The 19,479-nt window shown below is 72.5% G+C and carries 19 protein-coding genes, 1 tRNA gene and 1 pseudogene; 6 read left to right on the top strand and 15 right to left on the bottom strand.

Annotation, left to right across the window (positions count from 1 at the left end; translation table 11 throughout):
• A pseudogene (locus tag BZZ08_RS18860) lies at positions 1-1,012 on the bottom strand (hypothetical protein); the annotation flags it as partial.
• Positions 1,013-1,090: 78 nt separating this feature from the next.
• Between BZZ08_RS18860 and absR1 the strand changes: the two are divergent.
• Positions 1,091-2,170, top strand: a complete 1,080-nt coding sequence (absR1, locus tag BZZ08_RS18855; protein ID WP_104633426.1) for a beta-glucuronidase AbsR1 — start codon at positions 1,091-1,093, stop codon at positions 2,168-2,170.
• A 154-nt stretch (positions 2,171-2,324) separates the two neighbouring features.
• Here the strand turns inward: absR1 and BZZ08_RS18850 are convergent, their stop codons facing one another.
• Together BZZ08_RS18850 and BZZ08_RS18845 are read right to left on the bottom strand one after the other, a co-directional pair.
• On the bottom strand, positions 2,325-2,999 hold the full coding sequence (locus BZZ08_RS18850; protein WP_104633421.1) for a glutathione S-transferase C-terminal domain-containing protein: 675 nt from the start codon (positions 2,997-2,999) through the stop codon (positions 2,325-2,327).
• Between the two features lie 167 nt (positions 3,000-3,166).
• Positions 3,167-3,240 (bottom strand) — tRNA-Pro (locus tag BZZ08_RS18845).
• A gap of 189 nt (positions 3,241-3,429) precedes the next feature.
• Here BZZ08_RS18845 and BZZ08_RS18840 point away from each other — a divergent pair.
• The gene (locus BZZ08_RS18840; RefSeq protein WP_104633420.1) at positions 3,430-4,416 is read left to right on the top strand and encodes a bile acid:sodium symporter family protein; all 987 of its coding nucleotides are present in this window, start codon (positions 3,430-3,432) and stop codon (positions 4,414-4,416) included.
• A 144-nt stretch (positions 4,417-4,560) separates the two neighbouring features.
• Here the strand turns inward: BZZ08_RS18840 and BZZ08_RS18835 are convergent, their stop codons facing one another.
• The 5 genes from BZZ08_RS18835 to BZZ08_RS18815 form a co-directional block, all read right to left on the bottom strand.
• Positions 4,561-5,511: a VOC family protein gene (locus BZZ08_RS18835; protein ID WP_104633419.1), complete on the bottom strand. Its 951-nt coding sequence runs from the start codon at positions 5,509-5,511 to the stop codon at positions 4,561-4,563.
• Positions 5,492-6,610: a 4-oxalomesaconate tautomerase gene (locus tag BZZ08_RS18830; RefSeq protein ID WP_241965510.1), complete on the bottom strand. Its 1,119-nt coding sequence runs from the start codon at positions 6,608-6,610 to the stop codon at positions 5,492-5,494. The genes BZZ08_RS18835 and BZZ08_RS18830 overlap by 20 nt, the downstream gene beginning before the upstream one ends.
• Complete coding sequence (locus tag BZZ08_RS18825; RefSeq protein ID WP_104633418.1) at positions 6,607-7,314, bottom strand: 4-carboxy-4-hydroxy-2-oxoadipate aldolase/oxaloacetate decarboxylase; 708 nt, start codon at positions 7,312-7,314, stop codon at positions 6,607-6,609. Before BZZ08_RS18825 ends, BZZ08_RS18830 begins: the two co-directional genes overlap by 4 nt.
• Positions 7,311-8,063 carry a PIG-L deacetylase family protein gene (locus BZZ08_RS18820; RefSeq protein ID WP_104633417.1) on the bottom strand — a complete coding sequence of 251 codons (753 nt, stop codon included), beginning with the start codon at positions 8,061-8,063 and terminating at the stop codon, positions 7,311-7,313. Before BZZ08_RS18820 ends, BZZ08_RS18825 begins: the two co-directional genes overlap by 4 nt.
• 61 nt (positions 8,064-8,124) lie before the next feature.
• Complete coding sequence (locus tag BZZ08_RS18815; RefSeq protein ID WP_104633416.1) at positions 8,125-8,775, bottom strand: GntR family transcriptional regulator; 651 nt, start codon at positions 8,773-8,775, stop codon at positions 8,125-8,127.
• Between the two features lie 176 nt (positions 8,776-8,951).
• Here BZZ08_RS18815 and BZZ08_RS18810 point away from each other — a divergent pair, with 176 nt between their 5' ends.
• Entirely contained in the window at positions 8,952-9,305 is a 354-nt protein-coding gene (locus BZZ08_RS18810; RefSeq protein ID WP_104633415.1) for a cupin domain-containing protein, read from the top strand.
• Between the two features lie 123 nt (positions 9,306-9,428).
• Positions 9,429-10,592, top strand: coding sequence for a Gfo/Idh/MocA family protein (locus BZZ08_RS18805; protein ID WP_104633414.1), 1,164 nt, complete (start codon positions 9,429-9,431; stop codon positions 10,590-10,592).
• Here BZZ08_RS18805 and BZZ08_RS18800 read toward each other — a convergent pair.
• Together BZZ08_RS18800 and BZZ08_RS18795 are read right to left on the bottom strand one after the other, a co-directional pair.
• Entirely contained in the window at positions 10,570-11,208 is a 639-nt protein-coding gene (locus BZZ08_RS18800) for a TMEM175 family protein (protein WP_198601566.1), read from the bottom strand. The genes BZZ08_RS18805 and BZZ08_RS18800 overlap by 23 nt on opposite strands.
• 63 nt (positions 11,209-11,271) lie before the next feature.
• Positions 11,272-12,306: a LacI family DNA-binding transcriptional regulator gene (locus tag BZZ08_RS18795; protein ID WP_104633413.1), complete on the bottom strand. Its 1,035-nt coding sequence runs from the start codon at positions 12,304-12,306 to the stop codon at positions 11,272-11,274.
• A 132-nt stretch (positions 12,307-12,438) separates the two neighbouring features.
• Between BZZ08_RS18795 and BZZ08_RS18790 the strand changes: the two genes are divergently transcribed.
• Positions 12,439-13,602, top strand: coding sequence for a phytanoyl-CoA dioxygenase family protein (locus tag BZZ08_RS18790; protein WP_104633412.1), 1,164 nt, complete (start codon positions 12,439-12,441; stop codon positions 13,600-13,602).
• A gap of 77 nt (positions 13,603-13,679) precedes the next feature.
• Entirely contained in the window at positions 13,680-14,684 is a 1,005-nt protein-coding gene (locus BZZ08_RS18785; protein WP_198601565.1) for a Gfo/Idh/MocA family protein, read from the top strand.
• A gap of 39 nt (positions 14,685-14,723) precedes the next feature.
• On the opposite strand, the gene BZZ08_RS18780 is transcribed toward BZZ08_RS18785, so the two are convergent.
• The 5 genes from BZZ08_RS18780 to BZZ08_RS18760 all read right to left on the bottom strand — a co-directional run bounded on the left by BZZ08_RS18780 (position 14,724) and on the right by BZZ08_RS18760 (position 19,265).
• Positions 14,724-15,137, bottom strand: a complete 414-nt coding sequence (locus tag BZZ08_RS18780; RefSeq protein ID WP_104633410.1) for a VOC family protein — start codon at positions 15,135-15,137, stop codon at positions 14,724-14,726.
• Between the two features lie 113 nt (positions 15,138-15,250).
• Positions 15,251-16,153, bottom strand: coding sequence for a sugar phosphate isomerase/epimerase family protein (locus tag BZZ08_RS18775; protein WP_104633409.1), 903 nt, complete (start codon positions 16,151-16,153; stop codon positions 15,251-15,253).
• Positions 16,154-16,155: 2 nt separating this feature from the next.
• Positions 16,156-17,160, bottom strand: coding sequence for an ATP-binding cassette domain-containing protein (locus BZZ08_RS18770; protein WP_104633408.1), 1,005 nt, complete (start codon positions 17,158-17,160; stop codon positions 16,156-16,158).
• A gap of 6 nt (positions 17,161-17,166) precedes the next feature.
• Positions 17,167-18,243, bottom strand: coding sequence for an ABC transporter permease (locus tag BZZ08_RS18765; protein WP_198601564.1), 1,077 nt, complete (start codon positions 18,241-18,243; stop codon positions 17,167-17,169).
• The gene (locus tag BZZ08_RS18760) at positions 18,243-19,265 is read right to left on the bottom strand and encodes a sugar ABC transporter substrate-binding protein (RefSeq protein ID WP_104633406.1); all 1,023 of its coding nucleotides are present in this window, start codon (positions 19,263-19,265) and stop codon (positions 18,243-18,245) included. The genes BZZ08_RS18765 and BZZ08_RS18760 overlap by 1 nt, the downstream gene beginning before the upstream one ends.
• Positions 19,266-19,479: the final 214 nt, after the last annotated feature.

The following is a 19,479-nucleotide window of genomic DNA, read 5'->3' as shown; positions in this document are numbered from 1 at the left end:
GCAGGGCGAGCGCGGCCCGCTCCGCCTCCAGGGCGGGGCCGGTCCGGTCCGGGGTGCGGGCCAGCCGCCGGGCCCGCAGCCGTCCCGCGGCGGCGCGCAGCAGCGGGCCGTGCAGGGGGTGTGCGAGCCGGGTGGCGCCGTGGTCGTCGACGGTGACCAGTCCCTCGGCCTCCAGATTCTCCAGGACCCGAACGTCCAGGGCGTCGCGGTCCAGGTCCAGGGGCAGGGGCTCGGCGAAGGCGAGGCGTTCGAGGGTCTCCCGCTCCGAGGTGCGGGTGCGGTCGAGGACGTGGGCGGCGCGCTCGCGCACCGCGGGGGTGATCGGCACCGGTCCCCGCCATGCCCACTGGTCCGCGTCCGGCACCCGCACCAGCCGGCCCCCCTCGCGCACGGCGGTCACCAGGTCACGCAGCAGCCGCAGGTCCCCGCGGCCCAGGCGGTGCAGCCGGTCGGCGGTGAGCGGCTCCAGGGCGGTGTCCGTGCCGGCCGTGAGCAGTTCCGCGGTCTCCTCGCGGGGCAGCGGTTCCAGGGCGAGGCGCGGCAGCAGCTCACCGGACCACAGCCGGGAGACCGCGCCCGGCACGGCGGCGCCGTCGGTGGCGACGACCAGGAGGCGGGTGCGGCCGTGCACGGCGAGCTGGTGCACGAGGGCGGCGGAGGCGTCGTCGAGCAGGTGGGCGTCGTCCACCAGCAGCAGCCGTACGCCGGACAGGAGGTGGACCGCGCGGTGCAGGGTGACCCGCTCGGGCAGCAGGTGGGCGAAGGCGGCGAAGGGGATGTCCCGGGTCTCGGGCGTCCCGGCGGCCCGGACGCAGTCGGTTCCGCGCACGGCCTCCGTCACGAGCCTGGTCTTGCCCGCGCCCGCCGGGCCCGTCACCACGAGGCCGCCCCGTCCGGCCGCCACGGACCTGCGCACCAGCTCCAGTTCGTCCGCCCGGCCGGTGAACGGCCAGGGCGTCTCCAGCCTCTTCGCGTCCCGCAGAGAAGTCGTCACGGCAACATGAGTCGGCATACTCACCCCTGATACAGGGGGACTTGAGTACCCCCCGACTCAGGCGCCGGGACCGGGCCGGACGGCACCCTGATGACCATGACCGCACGCTACTGCTCGCTCGCGCAGCAGCCTGCCCCCGTGCTCGCACCGGGGCTGGCCGCCGAGCGCGTCGCCGCGCTCGTCGGCGGGCAGCGGATGTGGGCCAACGGAACCGTGCTGCACTACTGCTTCCTCGGTGGCGACACCGACACCTCGGTGGTCCCGATGCCGGGCACCGGGCGGCCCCGGCGGGGGTCGTGGGTGGGGACCGAGGAGCAGCGGGACGTGGTGCGCGACTGCTTCCGGGAGTGGCGGGACCTCGGCATCGGCCTCGGCCTCGAAGAGGTCCGCGACCGGTCGGAGGCGGAGCTGCGCATCGGCTTCCAGCCCGGCGACGGCTCCTGGTCCGCGGTGGGCAAGGACGCGCTCCGGGTCGGTCTCAACGACCGTACGATGAACTTCGGCTGGGACCTGACCGCACCGGGTGAGCGGGCGACCGCCCTGCATCAGATCGGGCACGCGCTCGGCATGCTGCACGAGCACCAGAGCCCGTTCGCGGGCATCCTCTGGGACGACGAGGCCGTCTACACGGAGCTCGCGGGCCCGCCCAACCACTGGAGCCGGGAGCGGACCTTCCACAACATCCTGCGCAAGCTCGACGGCGACGAGGCCAACGGCCCGGTCTGGGACCCGCAGTCGATCATGGAGTACCCGTTCCCCTCGGGGCTGATTCTGGAGCCCGAGCACTACCGCTCCGGCCTGCACCCGCCCGGTACCCTCTCCGCCGCCGACAAGGAGTTCGCCCTGCGCTGGTACCCGCCCACCGGCCGGCCCGGTCCGCTGGTGCCGTTCCGCTCGGTGCCGTTGGGTCTCGGGCCGGGCGAGCAGGCCGACTTCCGGGTGGACCCGCCGGAGACCCGCGAGTACACCGTGGGCACCTTCGGTGACAGTGACGCCGTCGTCGTGGTCTTCGAGGAGCGGGACGGCGTGCCCCGCTACTGCGCCGGACAGGACGACGGGGGCACCCCCCGCAACGCCACGATCAGGGCCCGTTTCGTCAAGGGCCGCCGCTATGTCGTCCGGGTGCGTCTGTACTCCTCGTGGGGTGCGGGCGAGACGGCGGTCATGTACTGGTGACCGCGCGGCTCACGAGCACCCGGGCGCCGTGGCCACGGACCGGCGCCGGGGGCCGGCCGCGGCGCGCCGCCTTCGGGGGAGGGCGACGCGCCGCGGCACACGCCGTGTCCGCCGCTGGGGGGCGGCGGACACGGCGACTTCCCGTTCCCTCGCGTCAGGCGGTACCGCCCGCGAGGGGGCGGTCGAAGGCCGGGTGAGCGGTCAGGCGCCGGAGGTGGGACCACAGGGCGGGGTGGTCGTGCGCGCGCCGCGGGGTGTCGCGCCGGACGAGGGCCGCCCACACCTCGACGTCGGCGGCGGTGAGCCGGTCGCCCACCACGTGGGAGTGCGCGGTCAGACGCCGCTCCAGCTGGTCCAGCACGCCGGGCAGCGCCGCGGGGTCGGCGGCCCGGGCGCACAGTTCCTGCACGGCGGTGATCTCCGCCTCCGCGCCGCGGGGATACAGCACCGGACCGGCGGCGGGGGTGAAGGACCGGGCGAGGTCGCGCATGATGTCGCGCGCGTGCGTGCTCACGATCCGGCCCGACCAGCCGTCGCTGAGCACCGGCGCGACGGCCGGGCCCCGGTAGTGGTGGGCGCTCGCCTCGTACAGCGGCCGCAGGGCGGCGTATCCGCCGTCGGGACAGTCGGGGCGCGGGGGCAGGAGGGTCACCGGGCAGATCCGGTCGAGGCCGAGGAGGCGGTGCACGACGGCGATGCCCAGACAGTCGTCGTGGCCGGGCGCGAGGTGGAGGCGGTAGCGGCGCGGCACGGCGTAGTGGCCGCTGCTCGGGTCGCGGCCGATCCGGCCGCGGAAGGCGGGGGCAGGGACGAGCGGTGTGACGGTCATGGTTCTCCCCGGAGTTTCCCTACCTAATCACTAGGATTACTGGGGAAGTCTCGACCGGTGCCGAGGACGCGTCAAGAGGGTGTCCGCCCACCAAGAAACCGCCAGGACGGGGCACCACGACAAAAGGGCCCCCGCGAGCTTCCGCTCGCGAAGACCCTTCACCACCGTCGGGACGACAGGATTTGAACCTGCGACCCCTTGACCCCCAGTCAAGTGCGCTACCAAGCTGCGCCACGTCCCGGTGCGCGATCCGCGTTTTCCGTGATCGCGCTGGTCAAGCCTACCCCATCCGCGCGGTGGGGCGGCCGCCGCCCAGGCCCCGTTCGGCGGGTGCCCGGCCATCGAGCGCCACTCGGCACGGGACCGAATGGGATGATCACATCGCGAGACGCCTTTGCGTCACCCCGCCCACCAGGCGTTGTCTCGCACGGTGCGAACCGAAAGAACCGCGAACAGCGAACGCGACGAACACCTCGGTGACGACGTCACCGGCGACCACTCCGCGCGGCGGGCCGTGACCGTCTTCCCGGTCCTCGTCCTCCTGGCCGGCGCCCTCGGACTGCTGCTCCCCGGGAGTTTCACCGGGTGGAGCGAGTCGGTGCCGTACCTGCTGGGTGTCGTGATGTTCTGCATGGGCATCACGTTGACCCCGGAGGACTTCCGCGGAGTCGTGAAGCGGCCCTGGGCGGTGGCGCTCGGGCTCGCCGCGCACTACGTCATCATGCCGGGGCTCGGCTGGGCGATCGCCCACCTGCTCGACCTGCCGCCGCAGCTCGCCGCCGGCGTCATCCTGGTGGGCTGCGCGCCCAGCGGTACGGCCTCCAACGTGGTGACCTACCTGGCCCGCGGCGACGTCGCCCTGTCCGTCTCCGTCGCGACCGTGTCCACGCTGGTCGCCCCGCTGGTCACCCCGCCGCTGACGCTGCTGCTGGCCGGCGAGTACCTCCCGGTGGACGCCGGGTCCATGGTCACCGACATCCTCAAGACGGTGCTGCTGCCGGTCCTCGCGGGCGTCGTCGTACGGCTGCTCGCCGGACGGTACGTGCAGCGGGCGCTGCCGGCGCTGCCCTGGCTGTCCGCGCTGACGATCTCCGTGATCGTGGCGGTCGTCGTGGCAGGCAGCGCGGACGCCATCAAGTCGGCCGCGGGGCTGGTGTTCGTCGCCGTCGTGCTGCACAACGGACTCGGTCTGGCCCTCGGCTACGGCGCGGGGCGCCTCGGGCGGCTGGGCGAGCCCGGCAGCCGCGCCATGGCCTTCGAGGTCGGCATGCAGAACTCCGGCCTCGCGGCGTCGCTGGCCACCGCCCATTTCAGTCCCCTGGCCGCGTTGCCGGCGGCGGTCTTCTCCGTCTGGCACAACGTGTCCGGTGCGGTGGTCGCCGCGTGGATGTCGCGGCGGAGACCTGCGGCCGACTGAGCGGGGGAGCGCCGTCTCGCCCGGGGCGGTGGACCCTCGGCAGTGTCAACGCTTTTGTTGACAATTCAGCGACGATTTAGGGGTGGGTCCCGCACGCGGACGTGCGCGACCCGCCCCCGGTGCGAGAGCTGCCGGAAGCTGTCGTCAGGCGACCGGCGGGGTGCCGTGGGTGTGGAAGGACGCGATGGTCTTCAGGCCCCAGGCCTGTCCCCTGGCGCGCTCGGCCTCCGTCCAGGTGACGAGCGGCCAGTCCGGCGCCAGCACCAGGCGGGTGAGCGGGTTGCACAGTTCGACGCGGTTGCCGCCGGGCTCGTAGACGTACAGGAAGAACGTCTGCTGGATGGCGTGCTTGTGCGGGCCCGTCTCGATGAACACGCCGGTGTCGACGGCGAGGTCGGCGGCGCGCAGGATGTCCTCGCGGGTGTCGGCGGCGAAGGCGATATGGTGCAGGCGCCCGGAGGAACCGGTCCAGTCCTCGGTGTAGACGACATCGTAGGACTTGTCGGTGAAGGTCAGCCAACGGGCCGCGATCTTCCCGGAGTCGAGCCGGATCTGCTCGGTGGGCCGGGCGCCGAGGAGCCGTTCCTGGAACTCGGCGCTCGCGAGCACGTCGGCGGCGAGGAAGTTGACGTGGTCCAGGCGGCGTACGCCCACGCCCCGGTTGGGTCTGGCCTGCGGCTGGTTCTTGAGGGCCGGCCTGAGTTCCTCGGGCGCCCGGTAGTGCTCGCTCTCCCAGTACAGGGCGTGTTCGTGCCCGTCGGGGTCGGTGGTGACGTACAGCTTGCCGAGGCCCGGCTCGTCCTCGACCCAGGTGCCGGGCCGTCCCGCCGCCTCCAGCGCCGCCACCCTGCGCCGCAGCGCCTCCTCGCCGGAGGTGCGCAACGCGAGGCGGCCGAGGCCGGGTTGCTCGCGGGCGGTGAGGACGAGGCTGTGGTGTTCGTAGTCGTCGTAGGTGCGCAGGTAGACGGTGTCGCCGTGCTGCCCGTTGACGGTCAGGCCCAGGTAGTCCGTGAAGAAGGCGACGCTCGCGTCGAGGTCGGGCGTGAACAGCTGGGCGTGGCCGACGTGGGCGATGTCACCGAGCGGCGGAGTCATGGTGGCCTCCAGGGCGTTGTGCGGGGAGCGGTGCCGTCGCGGCGGACCGGGGGAAGACGCTGCCGTCGAAGATCTTGCGCGCGGTGCGTACGACGGCGGTACGCCGGACCACGGGCGGCGGGCCGGGGTCGAGCCGGACGCCGACCTCCAGGAAGCCGGTCGGGTGTTCCACCCGGACGCGGTCGCCGGAGCCGGGGAGTCGGGCGATACCGTCCCCCACGCCGCCGGGGACGCGCAGCCCGGCGGCCACGCTCGCGGCGCCCAGGACACCGATGGAGGTGTGGCAGCGCACGGGGATGAAGGTGCGGGTGGTGACCGCGCCGCCGTCCCGGGGCGGGGCGAGCAGGGTCAGCTTGGGCACGGTGGCGCCCTCGACGTCGCCGAGGCCCATCAGGTGCCCGGCGGCCGGCCGGATCTCGCGGAGCCGGTCGGCGAGGGCCGCGTCCGCCTCCAGCTCCGCCGGGGTCTCGTACCCGGTGACCCCCAGCGCGGCGGCCGGGACCAGGACGACCGGCATGCCGTTGTCGACGCAGGTCACCTCGGTGCCGGCGACGGTGTCGCGGACGTTGCCGGTGGGCAGCAGGGGGCCGGCGCCCCGCGGGAACTCGATGACGACCGCGGCGGCGGTGCCGGGCACGCCGGATATCCGGGTGTCGCCCGCGTAGTCGACGCGCCCGCCGGGCGTCGGGAAGGTCGCGATCGCCAGTTCGCCGGTGTTGAGCATGCGGACGCGTACGGACGTCTCGGCCTCCCCGGCCGGTACGAGTCCGCGCTCGACGGCGAACGGGCCCACTCCGGCGAGGATGTTGCCGCAGTTCTGCCGGTCGGTGACCTCGGGCGCGTCCACGGCGACCTGGAGGAACAGGTAGTCGACGTCCGCGGCCGGGTCGGCCGAGCGGGAGACCACGGCGACCTTGCTGGTCAGCGGGTGCGCGCCGCCCAGGCCGTCGATCTGGCGCGGGTCGGGACTGCCCATGGTCCGCAGCAGCAGGTCGGCACGGGCGGCGGGGTCGGCGGGCAGGTCGGCGGCGAGGAAGTAGGCGCCCTTCGAGGTGCCGCCGCGCATCAGCGTGCAGCGCACCTCCCCGGTGCCGGTCACGGCCGCTCCCCGGCGCGGTACGCGTCGTACGACTGGTAGGTGACCCCGAGTTCCCTGAGCTTCTCGCGCAACCCGTAGCGGTCCAGCCCCAGTTGGCCCTCCAGGAACGCGGCGCGGGTGGCGGCCTCCTTCTTCTCGCGGGCCTCGGCGGCCTCGGCGACCTGCCGGGCGCGCTCGCGGGGGACGACCACCACGCCGTCGTCGTCGGCGACGATCACGTCACCGGGGCGGATCACTTGGCCCTCGACGGCGATCGGGACGTTGACCGAGCCCCCGGTGGCCTTGACCGTGCCCTGTGCGGACACGGCACGGGACCAGGCGGCGAAGCCCATCTCCCGCAGTTCCCGGGTGTCGCGGATGCCGGTGCCGGTGACGACGCCGCGGACGCCGCGCCGCTGGAGGGCGGTGGCGAACAGTTCGCCGAACAGGCCGTCGGTGGACGGGGAGGTGGTGGTGACGACGAGGAGGTCGCCCTCGCCGCACTGCTCCACGGCGGCGTGGATCATCAGGTTGTCCCCGGGCCAGCTGAGCACGGTGACCGCGGTGCCCGCGACCCGTACGCCCTGCTGGACGGGGCGGATCCCGGGGCCGAGCAGTCCGGTGCGGCCCATGGCCTCGCTGACGGTGGCGACGCCGTACCCGGCGAGTGCCTCGACGTCCCCGGCGCCGGCCTTGGGCGGGTTGGTGACGACGACGCCGCTCATGCCAGCTCCTTCGCGATCTGCGGGTAGGGGCGCATGTACGCCTCGGCCATGGTCCGGTGCGCCAGGCCCAGGTTGGGGCCCGCGTTGCGCTTGAGCTGGACGCCGCGGCGGACGGCCAGGTCGGTGTAGTAGTCCCACAGGTGGCGCTGGGCGGCGAGGCACTCCATCGCCTTGCGCTTGGTCTCCCACACCTCGGTGATGTCGAGCAGCACCTCGGGCCGGAATCCGCTCATCTCCGGCTGGTGCGGCTCGAAGTAGAAGACGGGCGGGGCACCGATGATCTCGCCCTCGCCCGGGTAGCCGATGGCCTGTGCGAGGACGCGCGCCTCCAGGGCCATGCGGTGGGCGGCCGGGTGGTCGCCGTTGTACGGGTCCTCGACCGGGTGGGTGAGCACGACGTCGGGCTGGGTGGCGCGGTAGACCCCGACGAGCCGGTCGGTCAGCTCCGGGGTGGCGGTCAGGGGGTAGTCGCCGGCGTCGAAGAAGCGGACCCCGGCGCCCAGGGCGGCGGCGGCCTTCTCGGCCTCCTCCCGGCGCAGCGCCTTGATCTCCGCCAGTTTCTTCCCCTCGCGCCAGGCCTTGGCGGACTCGCCGCGCTCGCCGAAGGTCAGGCACGCGATGGTGACCCGCTCCCCGCGCGAGGCGGCCAGAGCGATGGCGCCGCCCGCCCGCCACACGAAGTCCCCCGCGTGGGCGGTGACGACGAGGGTCGAGCGGGGGACGGCGGCGGGCGCGTTGCCGTACGTCATGGGTGACTTCTCCTTGGTGGACAGGTGGCGCCCGCCTCGGTGCGTGTGTCGGGTGCGTGTGTCAGTCGCGCAGCGCCTCGATCACGCTGGTGAGGTGGGCCCGGACGGCCGCCTCGGCGGCCTGTGGGTCTCTGGCCTCGATCGCCTCGATCATGGCCAGGTGCTCGTTCAGGGATTGCTGCGGGCGTCCAGGTCGCAGCGCCAACTGGAAGCGGTGCCGCACCAGTTGGGCGTTGAGCCGCTCCAGCAGCTGCACGGCGGTCAGCTGGCCGGAGAACTCCCGGATCCGGGCGTGGAGTTCGTGGTTGAGGTCCGAGTAGGTCAGCGGTTCGCCACCGGCCACGGCCTTGCGCATCGCCGAGCCCAGGTCCTTCAGCCGGGCCACCTGCCCGTCGTCGACGACGGCGGCGGTCTTGGCCGCGCAGAGCCCTTCGAGCACCAGGCGGCACTCGGTGATGGCCACAGCCTCCTCCACGGTCACCACCCGCACCCGTGAACCGCGGTTGCGGATGCGCTCGACCAGCCCCTGGGACTCCAGGTCGATCAGCGCGGCCCGGATACTGGCCCGGGTCACACCGAACTGCTCGGCGAGTTCGTTCTCCACCAGCCGCTGCGCGGGTGCCATGTCGCCGCGCAGGATCGCCTGCCGCAGCTGCCCGAGCGCAAGCTGTTTGGCCTGCTCCCCGGTGCCCGGACGGGCTTGGTTCGGCATGGTTGCCCTCCCTGAGTGAGTGCCTGTCGAACGTAAATCTAGCCAGACAAGATTGTCAACAATTTTGTTCGCGTTATGCTCTCCCGCGTGGCCGCGACGAAGTGTCCGCCCGCCGGGCCGGAAGTCCCACACCCTGTCTCCCCCGGCGCACCACAGGTCCTGGTTAACGTCGCGGCATGACCCACAGCTTCGTTGTCCACGTCCCCGACGCCCGGCTCGAACCCGAACCGCTCGACCCCGGACAGATCGTGTCCGGCACCCCCGAGGTGACCGGCAAGGTGGTCTGGGAGTCGCCGGACGGGCGCCGGGTGCGCGGCGTCTGGCAGATCACCCCGGGCGTGGTCACCGACACCGAGGCGGACGAGATGTTCGTCGTGCTCAGCGGCTCGGCCACCATCGAGGTGGCGGGCGGTCCGACGCTCACGGTCGGGCCGGGCGACCTGGCCGTACTGCGCGAGGGCGACCGTACGACGTGGACGGTGCACGAGACGCTGCGCAAGGCGTACGCGATCGACCTCGGCCGACCCTGAGGCCGGTCCCGGATCTTCCGGGGTTTGTCCTGTCAAAAGGTTGACATGATGCCGAAGCCCGCCCAGGGTTGCCTGGACAGATCACGCTGGACAGCTCACGGACAGGTCCGAAGAGGGGCGCTCATGGTCGAGGCACTCGGTGTCGCCGTCGTCGGTTTCGGCTGGATGGGCCGGGTGCACACCCAGGCGTACGCCCGGGTCCGCCACCACTATCCGCACCTCGCGCTGCGCCCGGAGTTGGTGACGGTCGCCGAGGAGGTGCCGGGGCGGGCCGAGGAGGCCGCCGCGCAGTTCGGGTTCGCCTCGACGACCCGCGACTGGCGCGAGGTGGCGGCGGACCCGCGGGTGCACGCGGTCAGCATCACGGCCCCCAACTTCCTGCACCGCGAGATCGCCGTCGCGATGGCCGGGGCGGGCAAGCACATCTGGGTGGAGAAGCCGGTCGGCCTGTCCGCCGCCGACGCGCGGGCGGTGGCGGACGCGGTGGCCGAGGCCGGTGTGCAGGGCGCGGTCGGCTTCAACTACCGCAACGCCCCCGCCGTGGAGACCGCCCGCGACCTGATCGCCGCCGGCGAGATCGGCAGCGTCACCCATGCCCGCATCCGCCTCTTCAGCGACTACGCGGCCCACCCGGAAGGCGCGCTGACCTGGCGCTACGAGCGGGAGCGCGGCGGCAGCGGGGTGCTCGGCGACCTGGCCTCGCACGGCGCGGACCTGGCCCGCTTCCTGCTCGGCGACATCGCGTCGCTGACCGCCGACACGGCCGTCTTCCTGCCGGAGCGGGCCCGTCCCGCCGCCGCCACCGCCGGTCACGCCCGGGCCACGGGCGGCGAGTTGGGCCCCGTCGAGAACGAGGACTACGTCAACTGCCTGCTGCGCTTCGCCTCCGGCGCCCGCGGTGTCCTGGAGGCCTGCCGGGTCTCCGTCGGCGAGCAGAACAACTACGGCTTCGAGGTGCACGGCACCAGGGGCGCGGTGTTCTGGGACTTCCGCCGCATGAACGAACTGGGCGTCAGCCGCGGCACGGAGTACCAGGACCAGCCGGTCGGCACGGTGTACGTCGGCCCCGGGCACGGCGAGTTCGCCGCCTTCCAGCCGGGGGCCGCGAACGCCATGGGGTACGACGACCTGAAGGTGGTGGAGGCCCACCGCTTCCTGCGCTCGATCGCGGAGGGCACCCCGTACGGCGCCACCCTGGCGGACGCCGTGCACAGCGCGGCCGTGCTGGAGGCCATGACGCGGTCGGCCCAGAGCGGCACCTGGGTCAGTCCCGAGACGTCCGGGTGACGGCGCCGCGGGCCCTCATCGCCCACCGGCCCAGCAGTCCCTTGACCGGGACAAGCACGAGCCAGCTCCACATGGCCGCGGGGCCGATCGCCAGCGCGAGGGGGACGCTCAGCGCGAAGACCACCACCGACGCCGCGATGTCCGCGCCGTAGAGCAGGAACCCTTCCTCCGGTGCTGTTTCGCCCCGCAGCCAGGGCCGGTTGGCCAGCACGACGAGCAGGGCGAGGTGGGAGGCGCCCAGGGCGGCGACCGCCGCCGCGTAGACGGCGACGGAGACCGGCTCCCGCCCGTATTCGGCGATGAGCTTCGGGGGGAAGGGAACCAGTGCTGCGACGCCGAGACCGACCAGGTTCAGGGTGATCACCTGGCCGTCGACCCGCTCGACGAAGCCGAAGATCCGGCGGTGGTCGCGCCAGAAGAGCCCGAGCACCAGCAGACTGAGCACGTACGCCCCCAGGTTGGAGGCCAGATCGCGCAGTTCGGCGTGGTAGGCCGAGGAGTCCAGGCCACGGGGCACGGAGAAGTCGAGGACGAGCAGGGTGATGGCGATCGCGAAGACGCCGTCGGCCAGCGCCACCACTCGCTCGGGGCCGCCGGCCGGATTCGATTTCCACATGCCACCGACGGTAGGAGCGAGCGCACGGACGGCCGCGTCACACGCCCGGGGCGGCGGCACGCGTCACGCGGTCGCGGTGTCCGGCGGCATATTGTGCGGGGTGACGACCTGGATCGCCGACGGCCGCGCCGGACCGGCGGACGGCAGGGCGCCGTGGGCCCGCATCACGTGGCGACAGGCCTCCCGCAGGTCCTGGCGCAGGTCGTGGTGGAGGACGACGGACAGGCGCCGCTCGCGCAGCAGCCGGGTGTTGTCCTGGTCGAGGTCGTGGGCGACGAACACCTCGCAGGGGCGGCCGAGGTCCGCGAAGGCGCGCAGGGTGGCGATGTTGCCGCCGCCCATCGAGTAGACCGCCCGGATCTCCGGGTCGCGTTCCAGCGCGGCCCGCACCAGGTCGTACTGGGTGGCGTCCAGACCCTGGCCCTCGGCGATCTCGACGAGGGCCCGCTCGGGGTGCCGGGCCCGCATGACGCCGCGGAAGCCCATCTCGCGCTCCTCCTCGTTGCGGAAGAAGCCGCTGCTGAGGCTGGTGAGGACATGGCCGGGGCGGTCGCCGAGCCACTGGCCCACGAGGTAGGCGGCGGTCGCGCCGGCCGCCCGGTCGTCGATGCCGACGTAGGCCACCCGGGGGCTGGCCGGCAGGTCCGTCGCCAGGGTGACGACGGGGACGCCCGCGGCGGTCAGCCGGCTCACCGCGGCGGTCACCTCGGGGACGTCCGGGGCCTTGAGGATCACCCCTTGGGAGCCGCGCCGGGCGATCCGGTCGAGGGTGCCGGTCAGTTCCGCGGCGGGGCCGGTCTCGCGGAAGTGGAAGCGGCAGCGCAGCACGACGGGGTGCAGCGCGGGCAGTTCGGCCTCCAGCGCGGCCCGCACGGCGGTGGAGAAGCGCTCCGGCGCCTGCATCACGATGTCGCACATGAACGTGCGGCCGACCAGCCGGACCTGGGTGCGCTGGCGGTCCAGGTCGGCGATGGCCCGGCGCACCTCGTACGCGGTGCTCTCGCGTACGCCGCCGCGGTCGTTGAGCACCCGGTCGACGGTGGCCTCGCTCAGGCCCGCCTGCCGTGCGATCTCCCGGATCGGGAAGGGGTGCCCCATGCGACCGGCTCCTCGGTTTCGTCCGCACGGCGGCCTCTGAGGGGTTTTTGATGGCCGTCTGCTGGTTGTTCGACGCGTTTGTCAGGACAAGAATGACAGCACCGCGTCGCCCCTGTCAGCGAAAGGACGACGATGTCCGCAGCCCCCGTCCCCGCCCACCGCGCCCGGCTGTCCGCACGCGACTGCGATCTCGGCGCCTTCCGCGCGCTCGTCGAGCAGCGGACCGACCCGACCGCGTACCCGCGCGCCGCCGCGGTGGAGCGGAACGTCCCCGTGTACGACGCCGGGGAACTGCGCGACGACCCGGGGACGGCGGCCGAACTCGTCCACGCCCTCGCCGACGGCCCCGGCATCGTCGTCCTCGAGCGCGCCTTCCCGGACCCGGCGGTGGTCGACCGGGCCACCGCCGTGTTCGACGCGCTGATCTCCGAGCAGCGCGCCGCGGGGACCGCCGCCGGTGACCACTTCGCCGCGCCCGGGGCCAACGACCGGGTGTGGAACGCGCTGGAGAAGACGGCCCTGCGCGACCCGGAGGCCTTCGCCGAGTACTACGCCGACGACGCGCTGGCCCTGGTCGCCCGCGCCTGGCTCGGCCCCGGCTACCAGGTCACCTCGCAGATCAACGTGGTCAACCCGGGCGGTGCCGCCCAGACCGTGCACCGCGACTACCACCTGGGATTCCTCTCGGGCGAGGCCGCCGCCGCGTACCCGGCGCACGTGCACCGCCTCTCCCCGGTGCTCACGCTCCAGGGCGCGGTCGCGCACTGCGACATGCCGGTGGAGTCGGGCCCCACGATGTACCTGCCGCACTCCCAGAAGTACGAGCCGGGCTACCTGGCCTGGCGGCTGCCGGAGTTCCGGGCCTACTTCGAGGCGCACCACGTGCAGCTGCCGCTGGCCAAGGGCGACGCGGTGTTCTTCAACCCCGCGCTGTTCCACGCGGCGGGCGCCAACCGCTCCGCGGACATCCGCCGCATGGCCAACCTGCTGCAGATCTCCTCCGCGTTCGGCCGGGCCATGGAGACCGTGGACCGGGAGGCGGTGGTGGACGCCGTCTACCCGGTGCTGTTGAAGCGGAAGGCCGAGGGCGTGGACGGGCGGTGGCTGGAGCAGGTGGTCGCCGCGAGTGCGGAGGGGTACCCCTTCCCCACCAACCTCGACCGCGACCCGCCGGTCGACGGCCTGGCCCCGCCCTCCCAGGCGGACCTCGTGCGGCGGGCGCTGCGCGAGGAGTGGACGCCACAGGCGCTGCGCGCGGAACTGCGGGCGGGCCGGGCACGACGAGAGAGCCGGTGAACGGGGGCGTACGGGGCACGGGCCCCGGCAGGGACACCCCATATCCCCCGCACCCCGAGCAAGGAGCAGCACAGCACATGCGTATCGGAATCCTCGGCCTCGGCCGCATCGGCGCCTTCCACGCCGAGACCCTCGCCGGACTCGACGCCGTCGGCTCACTCGTCGTCGCCGACCCGTTCGCGGACGCCGCGAAGGCCGCCGCCGAGCGCTTCGGCGCCGAGGTCGCGGACTCGCCCGAGGCGGTGCTGGCCGCCGGTGTGGACGGTGTGGTGGTCGCGGCGGCGACCGACGCCCACCCGGACCTGATCCTCGCCGCCGTCGAGGCCGGTGTGCCCGTCTTCTGCGAGAAGCCCGTCGCCCGCACCATGACCGAGGGCGTCGAGGTCCTCAAGGCGATCGCGGGCCGCGACGTGCCGGTCCAGATCGGCTACAACCGCCGTTTCGACGCCGGATTCGCCGCCGCACGGGCCGCCGTGCGCAGTGGCGAGCTGGGCACGCTGCACACCGTACGGTCGACCACGCTGGACCCGGCGCCGCCGCCCGCCGCGTACGTCGCCGCCTCCGGGGGCATCTTCCGGGACTGCTCGGTGCACGACTTCGACATCATCCGCTGGGTGACCGGCCGGGAGGTGAGCGAGGTGTACGCCGTCGGCGGCAACCGCGGCGCGGACTACATCAGGGAGGCGGGCGACGCGGACACCACCGGCGCGGTCCTCACCCTGGACGACGGCACCCTCGCCGTGGTCTCCAACAGCCGCCACAACGGCCGCGGTCACGACGTCCGGATGGAGATCCACGGCTTCGACGACTCGATCGCCGTCGGACTGGAGGACAGGCTGCCGCTGCGGTCGGTCGAGCCGGGTGCGACCTTCCCGTCCGGTACTCCCCACGACTTCTTCATGGACCGTTTCGCCGCCGCCTACCGCGCCGAGCTGACCGCGTTCACCGAGGTCGTCGCCGGGACCCGCACCTCCCCGTGCACGATCGAGGACGCCCTGGAGGCGGGCTGGATCGCCGAGGCGTGCACCCTGTCGCTGCGCGAGCACCGGCCGGTGACGATCGCGGAGGTGCGGCGGGGCTGAGCGGGGCGTCCCGGGCCCACGGTCCGGCGGGCTGCCCGGTCAGCTCGCCGGCTCGCCGATGTTCACCATCCAGGGGATGCCGAAGCGGTCCGTGCACATGCCGAAGACGTCGCCCCACATCTGCTTCTCCAGGGCCACGGCGACGGAACCGCCGGCGGACAGCTTCTCCCAGTAGCCGCGCAGCTCGGTCGCGTCGTCGCCGCTGAGGCTCACCGCGAAGGTGTTGCCCGGCGTGTACTCCATCCCGGGCGGCGTGTCGGCGCCCATCAGGGTGAAGCCGCTCGGCGTCTCCAGCATGCCGTGCATGATCTTGTCGGTGTACGCGGGGTCCGGCATGCCGGCCGAGCCGAAGGTGTTCAGCGCCAGCGTGCCGCCGAACACCTGCTCGTAGAACTCCATCGCCTGTCGGGCGTCGCCGTCGAAGCTGAGGTACGGGTTGAGACGCGAGGACATGGGTGCCTCCCGGAACGGGACGAGGTGTCAGTGCTGCGCACGCTAGCGCGCACCACTGACATCGGCCCGCCGAGCGGGGCACCGGCGGGACTCCCCCGCCGGTGCGGCCCGTCTCAGGCGCCGCAGGAGCGCAGGAACTTCCGGGTGCGCACCGCGATGGGCAGCGGCTTGTCCGGCTCGCAGGGGTACATGTCCTGCTCGACGATGGCGAACAGGTCCACGCCGAGTTCCTGGGCCGCCGTGAGCACCGGGCCCAGCTCCGGTACGCCGCCCGGCGGCTCGCACATCACGCCGCGCTGCACGGCCGGGCCGAACGGCACCCCGCCCTCCCGCACCCCCGCGAGGATCTCCGGGTCGACCTGCTTGAGGTGCAGGTAGCCGATGCGCTCGCCGTAGGTCTCGATCAGCTTGACGCTGTCGCCGCCGCAGTAGGCGTAGTGGCCGGTGTCCAGGCAGAGGTTCACCAGGTCGGAGTCGGTGGCGTCGAGGAAGCGCTCGACGTGCTCCTCGGTGTCGATGTGGGTGTCGGCGTGCGGGTGGACGACGATGTCCAGGCCGTAGGTCTCCCGCACCTCGCGGCCGAGGCGCTCCATGCCGCGGGTGAGGTGGGCCCACTGCTCGCCGGTCAGCTCCGGCGGCTCCAGGATCTCGGCGGTCTTGTCGTCGCGCCAGAAGGACGGGATGACGACGAGGTGCCTGGCGTCCATGGCCCGGGTGAGGGCGGCGACGCGGCTGACCTGTTCCCAGGTGGCGTCCCACTCGGAGGGCCCGCGGTGCAGCCCGCAGAAGATGGTGCCCGCGGAGACCCTGAGCCCGCGCCGGGTCACCTCGTCGGTGAGCCGGGCGGGGTCGGTGGGGAGGTAGCCGTAGGGGCCCAGCTCGATCCAGTCGTAGCCGGCCTCGGTGACCTCGTCCAGGAACCGTTCCCACGGCACCTGCCGGGGGTCGTCGGGGAACCAGACGCCCCAGGAGTCGGGGGCCGAGCCGACGCGGATGCGGTCGAGGGCAGAGGGCATGCTCAGGCCTTCCCTTCGGCGGTACCGGATGCGGTGCTTTCGGAGGCGGCGCCGCCGGATGCGGCGGCATCGGAGGCTGCGGCGTCGGTCCTGTCGGCAGTATCGGGCGCGGTGGCCGCGGCCGCATCGCCCGTGTCGTCGGGCAGCGCCTCGACGTCGACCCCGCCGACCTGCGCCAGCTCGTGCTTGAGCGCGGCGAGTTCGGCACCGCCGGCCATGTGGTTGGTGAGTGCTTCGAGGGTGATGTCGGCGCGGGCGGCGCTCAGTTCGAGGGTGCCCAGGCGCAGCACGCTGAAGTGGTCGCCGACCATGTAGGCGTGGTGGGGGTTGTGGGTGATGAAGATGACGCCGAGTCCGCGTTCGCGGGCGGCGGCGATGTACTTGAGGACCACGCCGGACTGCTTCACGCCCAGGGCGGCGGTGGGCTCGTCGAGGATGAGGACGCGGGCGCCGAAGTAGACGGCGCGGGCGATGGCGACGCACTGGCGCTGGCCGCCGGAGAGGGTGCCGATGGGCTGTTCGAGGTCGTCCAGGACGATGCCCATGTTGCGCAGTTCCTCGTCGGCGGTCCGCTTCATGCGGGCGATGTCGAGGCGGCGCACGGGCCAGGGGCCCTTGGTCATCTCGGAGCCGAGGAAGAAGTTCCGCCACACCGGCATCAGCGGGATCGTGGCGAGGTCCTGGTAGACCGTGGCGATGCCGCGGGCGAGGGCGTCGCGCGGGGTGGCGAAGCGCACGGCGTCGCCGTCGACGAGGAACTCGCCCTCGGTGTGCTGGTGCAGCCCGGAGATGATCTTGATGAGGGTGGACTTGCCGGCACCGTTGTCACCGAGCACGCAGGTCACCCTGCCGGGGTGGACGGTGAGGTCGACTCCGTGCAGGGCGCGGATGTTGCCGTAGGACTTGCCGGCGCGGCGGAGTTCGACGAGCGGGCGGTCCTGCTCGGGTGCGGGGTCGGCGAGGACGGCGCCGTGGGTGCCGGGGGCTGCGGGGGTCTTGCTGGTCATTTCCGATCACCTCCGGGTCGCGGCGCGGCGGACGTACAGGTTGATGAGGACGGCGCCGAGGAGCATCACGCCGAGGAAGGCCTTGAACCAGTCGGGGTTCCAGCCCGCGAAGACGATGCCCTGGTTCACCATGCCGAACATGAAGGCGCCGAAGACGGGGCCGATGGCGGAGCCGTAGCCGCCGGTGAGCAGACAGCCGCCGATGACGGCCGCGGCGATGTAGATCAGCTCCTGGCCGACGCCCTCACCCGACTGCACGGTGTTGAAGGAGAACAGCTGGTGCATGCCGACGAACCAGGCGCCGAAGCCGACCAGCATGAACAGCGTGATCTTGGTGAAGGTGACCGGCACGCCGACCGCGCGGGCGGACTCCTGGCTGCCGCCGACGGCGAAGATCCAGTTGCCGTACTTGGTGCGCAGCAGTACCCAGGTGGCCAGGGCCGCGAAGACCAGCCACCACACGACCGTGATCTTCACCTCGACGCCGCCGACGTCGAAGGACGAGGCGAACAGGGCCTTGGCCTGGTCGAAGCCGTCCATGTCGCTGATGTCGTCGGTGGCGACGTTGCCGGTGACGAGCTTGGTGACGGCGAGGTTGACGCCCTGGAGGACCAGGAAGGTGGCCAGCGTCACCAGGAAGCTCGGCAGGCCGGTCTTCACCAGCACCCAGCCGTTGAAGGCGCCGACGGCGAGCGAGGCCACGAGGGCGACGACCACGCCCATCCAGACGTTCATGGTCAGCTGGTAGCTGAGCATGCCGGCGGTGAGCGCCGAGGTGACCACGGCGACACCGGCCGACAGGTCGAACTCGCCGCCGATCATCAGCAGGGCGACGGGCAGCGCCATGATGCCGATGGTGGACGACTGGTACAGCACCGTCGCCATGGAGCCGCCGTCGCGGAGCGTGGGCGCGGCGATCAGGAAGAAGACGAACACGGCGACGGCGCCGAGGAAGACCCCGACCTCGGGCCGGGCGAGCAGCCGCAGCGCCAGGGGGCGCTCCCGGGTCCGCCCGTCGGTCTGCTGGGGGCCGGGGGCCGGCGGTGTGGTCACCGCCGGCTCAGCCTGTTGGGCCATGCTCATCACCGGGTGCCCTTCGAGGCGAACTCGGCGACGGCCTTGACGTTGGACTTGTCGACGAAGGCCGGGCCGGTCAGCACCGGCTGCTCACCGCCGCCGCTGTAGTTGCCGTTGTTCTTGTACAGCCACAGTCCGTCGACCGCGAGGTAGCCCTGGAGGTAGGGCTGCTGGTCGACGGCGAACTCGATGTCGCCCTTGTCGATGGCGCCGGTCAGTTCCTTGTTGAGGTCGAAGGTGGCGACCTTGGCCTTGCCGCCGGACTCGTCCACCGACTGCACGGCGGTCATGGCGAAGGGGGCGCCGAGCGTGACGAGGTGGTCGATGTCGCCGTCCTGCTTGAGCTTGGCGGTGATGGTCGACTTCACCGAGGGCATGTCGGTGCCGTTGACGTAGAGATTCTCGAGGGACCCCTCGAAGGTCTTCTTCACGCCGTCGCAGCGCTGGGTCAGACCGACGTTGCCCTGCTCGTGGATGACGCAGACGGCCTTCTTGGCCCCGTCCTCGTTGAGCCGCTTGCCGAGCGCCTCGCCGGCCACGGTCTCGTCCTGGCCGAAGAACTCCATCAGGCCGAGCTTCTTCCAGTCCGCCAGACCGGAGTTGAGCCCGACCACGGGTATGCCGGCCTTCTCCGCCTTGGCCAGGACGCTCCGCATGGCGTCCGGCTTGGCGAGGGTGACGGCGATGCCGTCGACCTTCTGGTCGATCGCGTTCTGCACCAGGTTGGCCTGGTTGCCCGCGTTCGGGTCGGCGGAGTAGACGAGCTTGACGTTGTCCTTGTCGGCGGCGGCCTGGGCGCCCTTGCGGACGATGTCCCAGAAGGTGTCGCCGGGCGCCTGGTGGGTGACCAGGGCGACGGTCATGCGGGGGGTGTTCGCCTTGCCCGCGGAGGCCCCCGAGTCGCCCTCCTCGTCGGCCTTCTTCCCGCCCGAGCTGCTGGAACAGCCGGCGAGGGTCAGGGCCGCGGCGGCGGCGAGGGCCACGGCGGGGGCGAATCTGCGGGAGCGGGCGTGCGAAGAGCGGTCCATCTTTTCCTGCACCTCACTGTGCGACTGTGCGACGGGAAAGCCGTGTGCCAGACCCGAGAAGAATGGCTGTTGCTGCACTGGGACCGGATACAAGTCCTTGAGACGCCCACTGTCAATACTTTGTCAAGACATCATTTCACTCACAGGTCCGAATGTAAGTACAAAGTCTTGACAGCGTCGTCCAGGAGTCATACACCTGGGAGGCGGCAGGCCC

It is taken from the genome of Streptomyces sp. MH60 (assembly GCF_002939385.1).
Lineage (GTDB): Bacteria > Actinomycetota > Actinomycetes > Streptomycetales > Streptomycetaceae > Streptomyces.
This window is presented reverse-complemented; position numbering and strand designations above follow the sequence as displayed.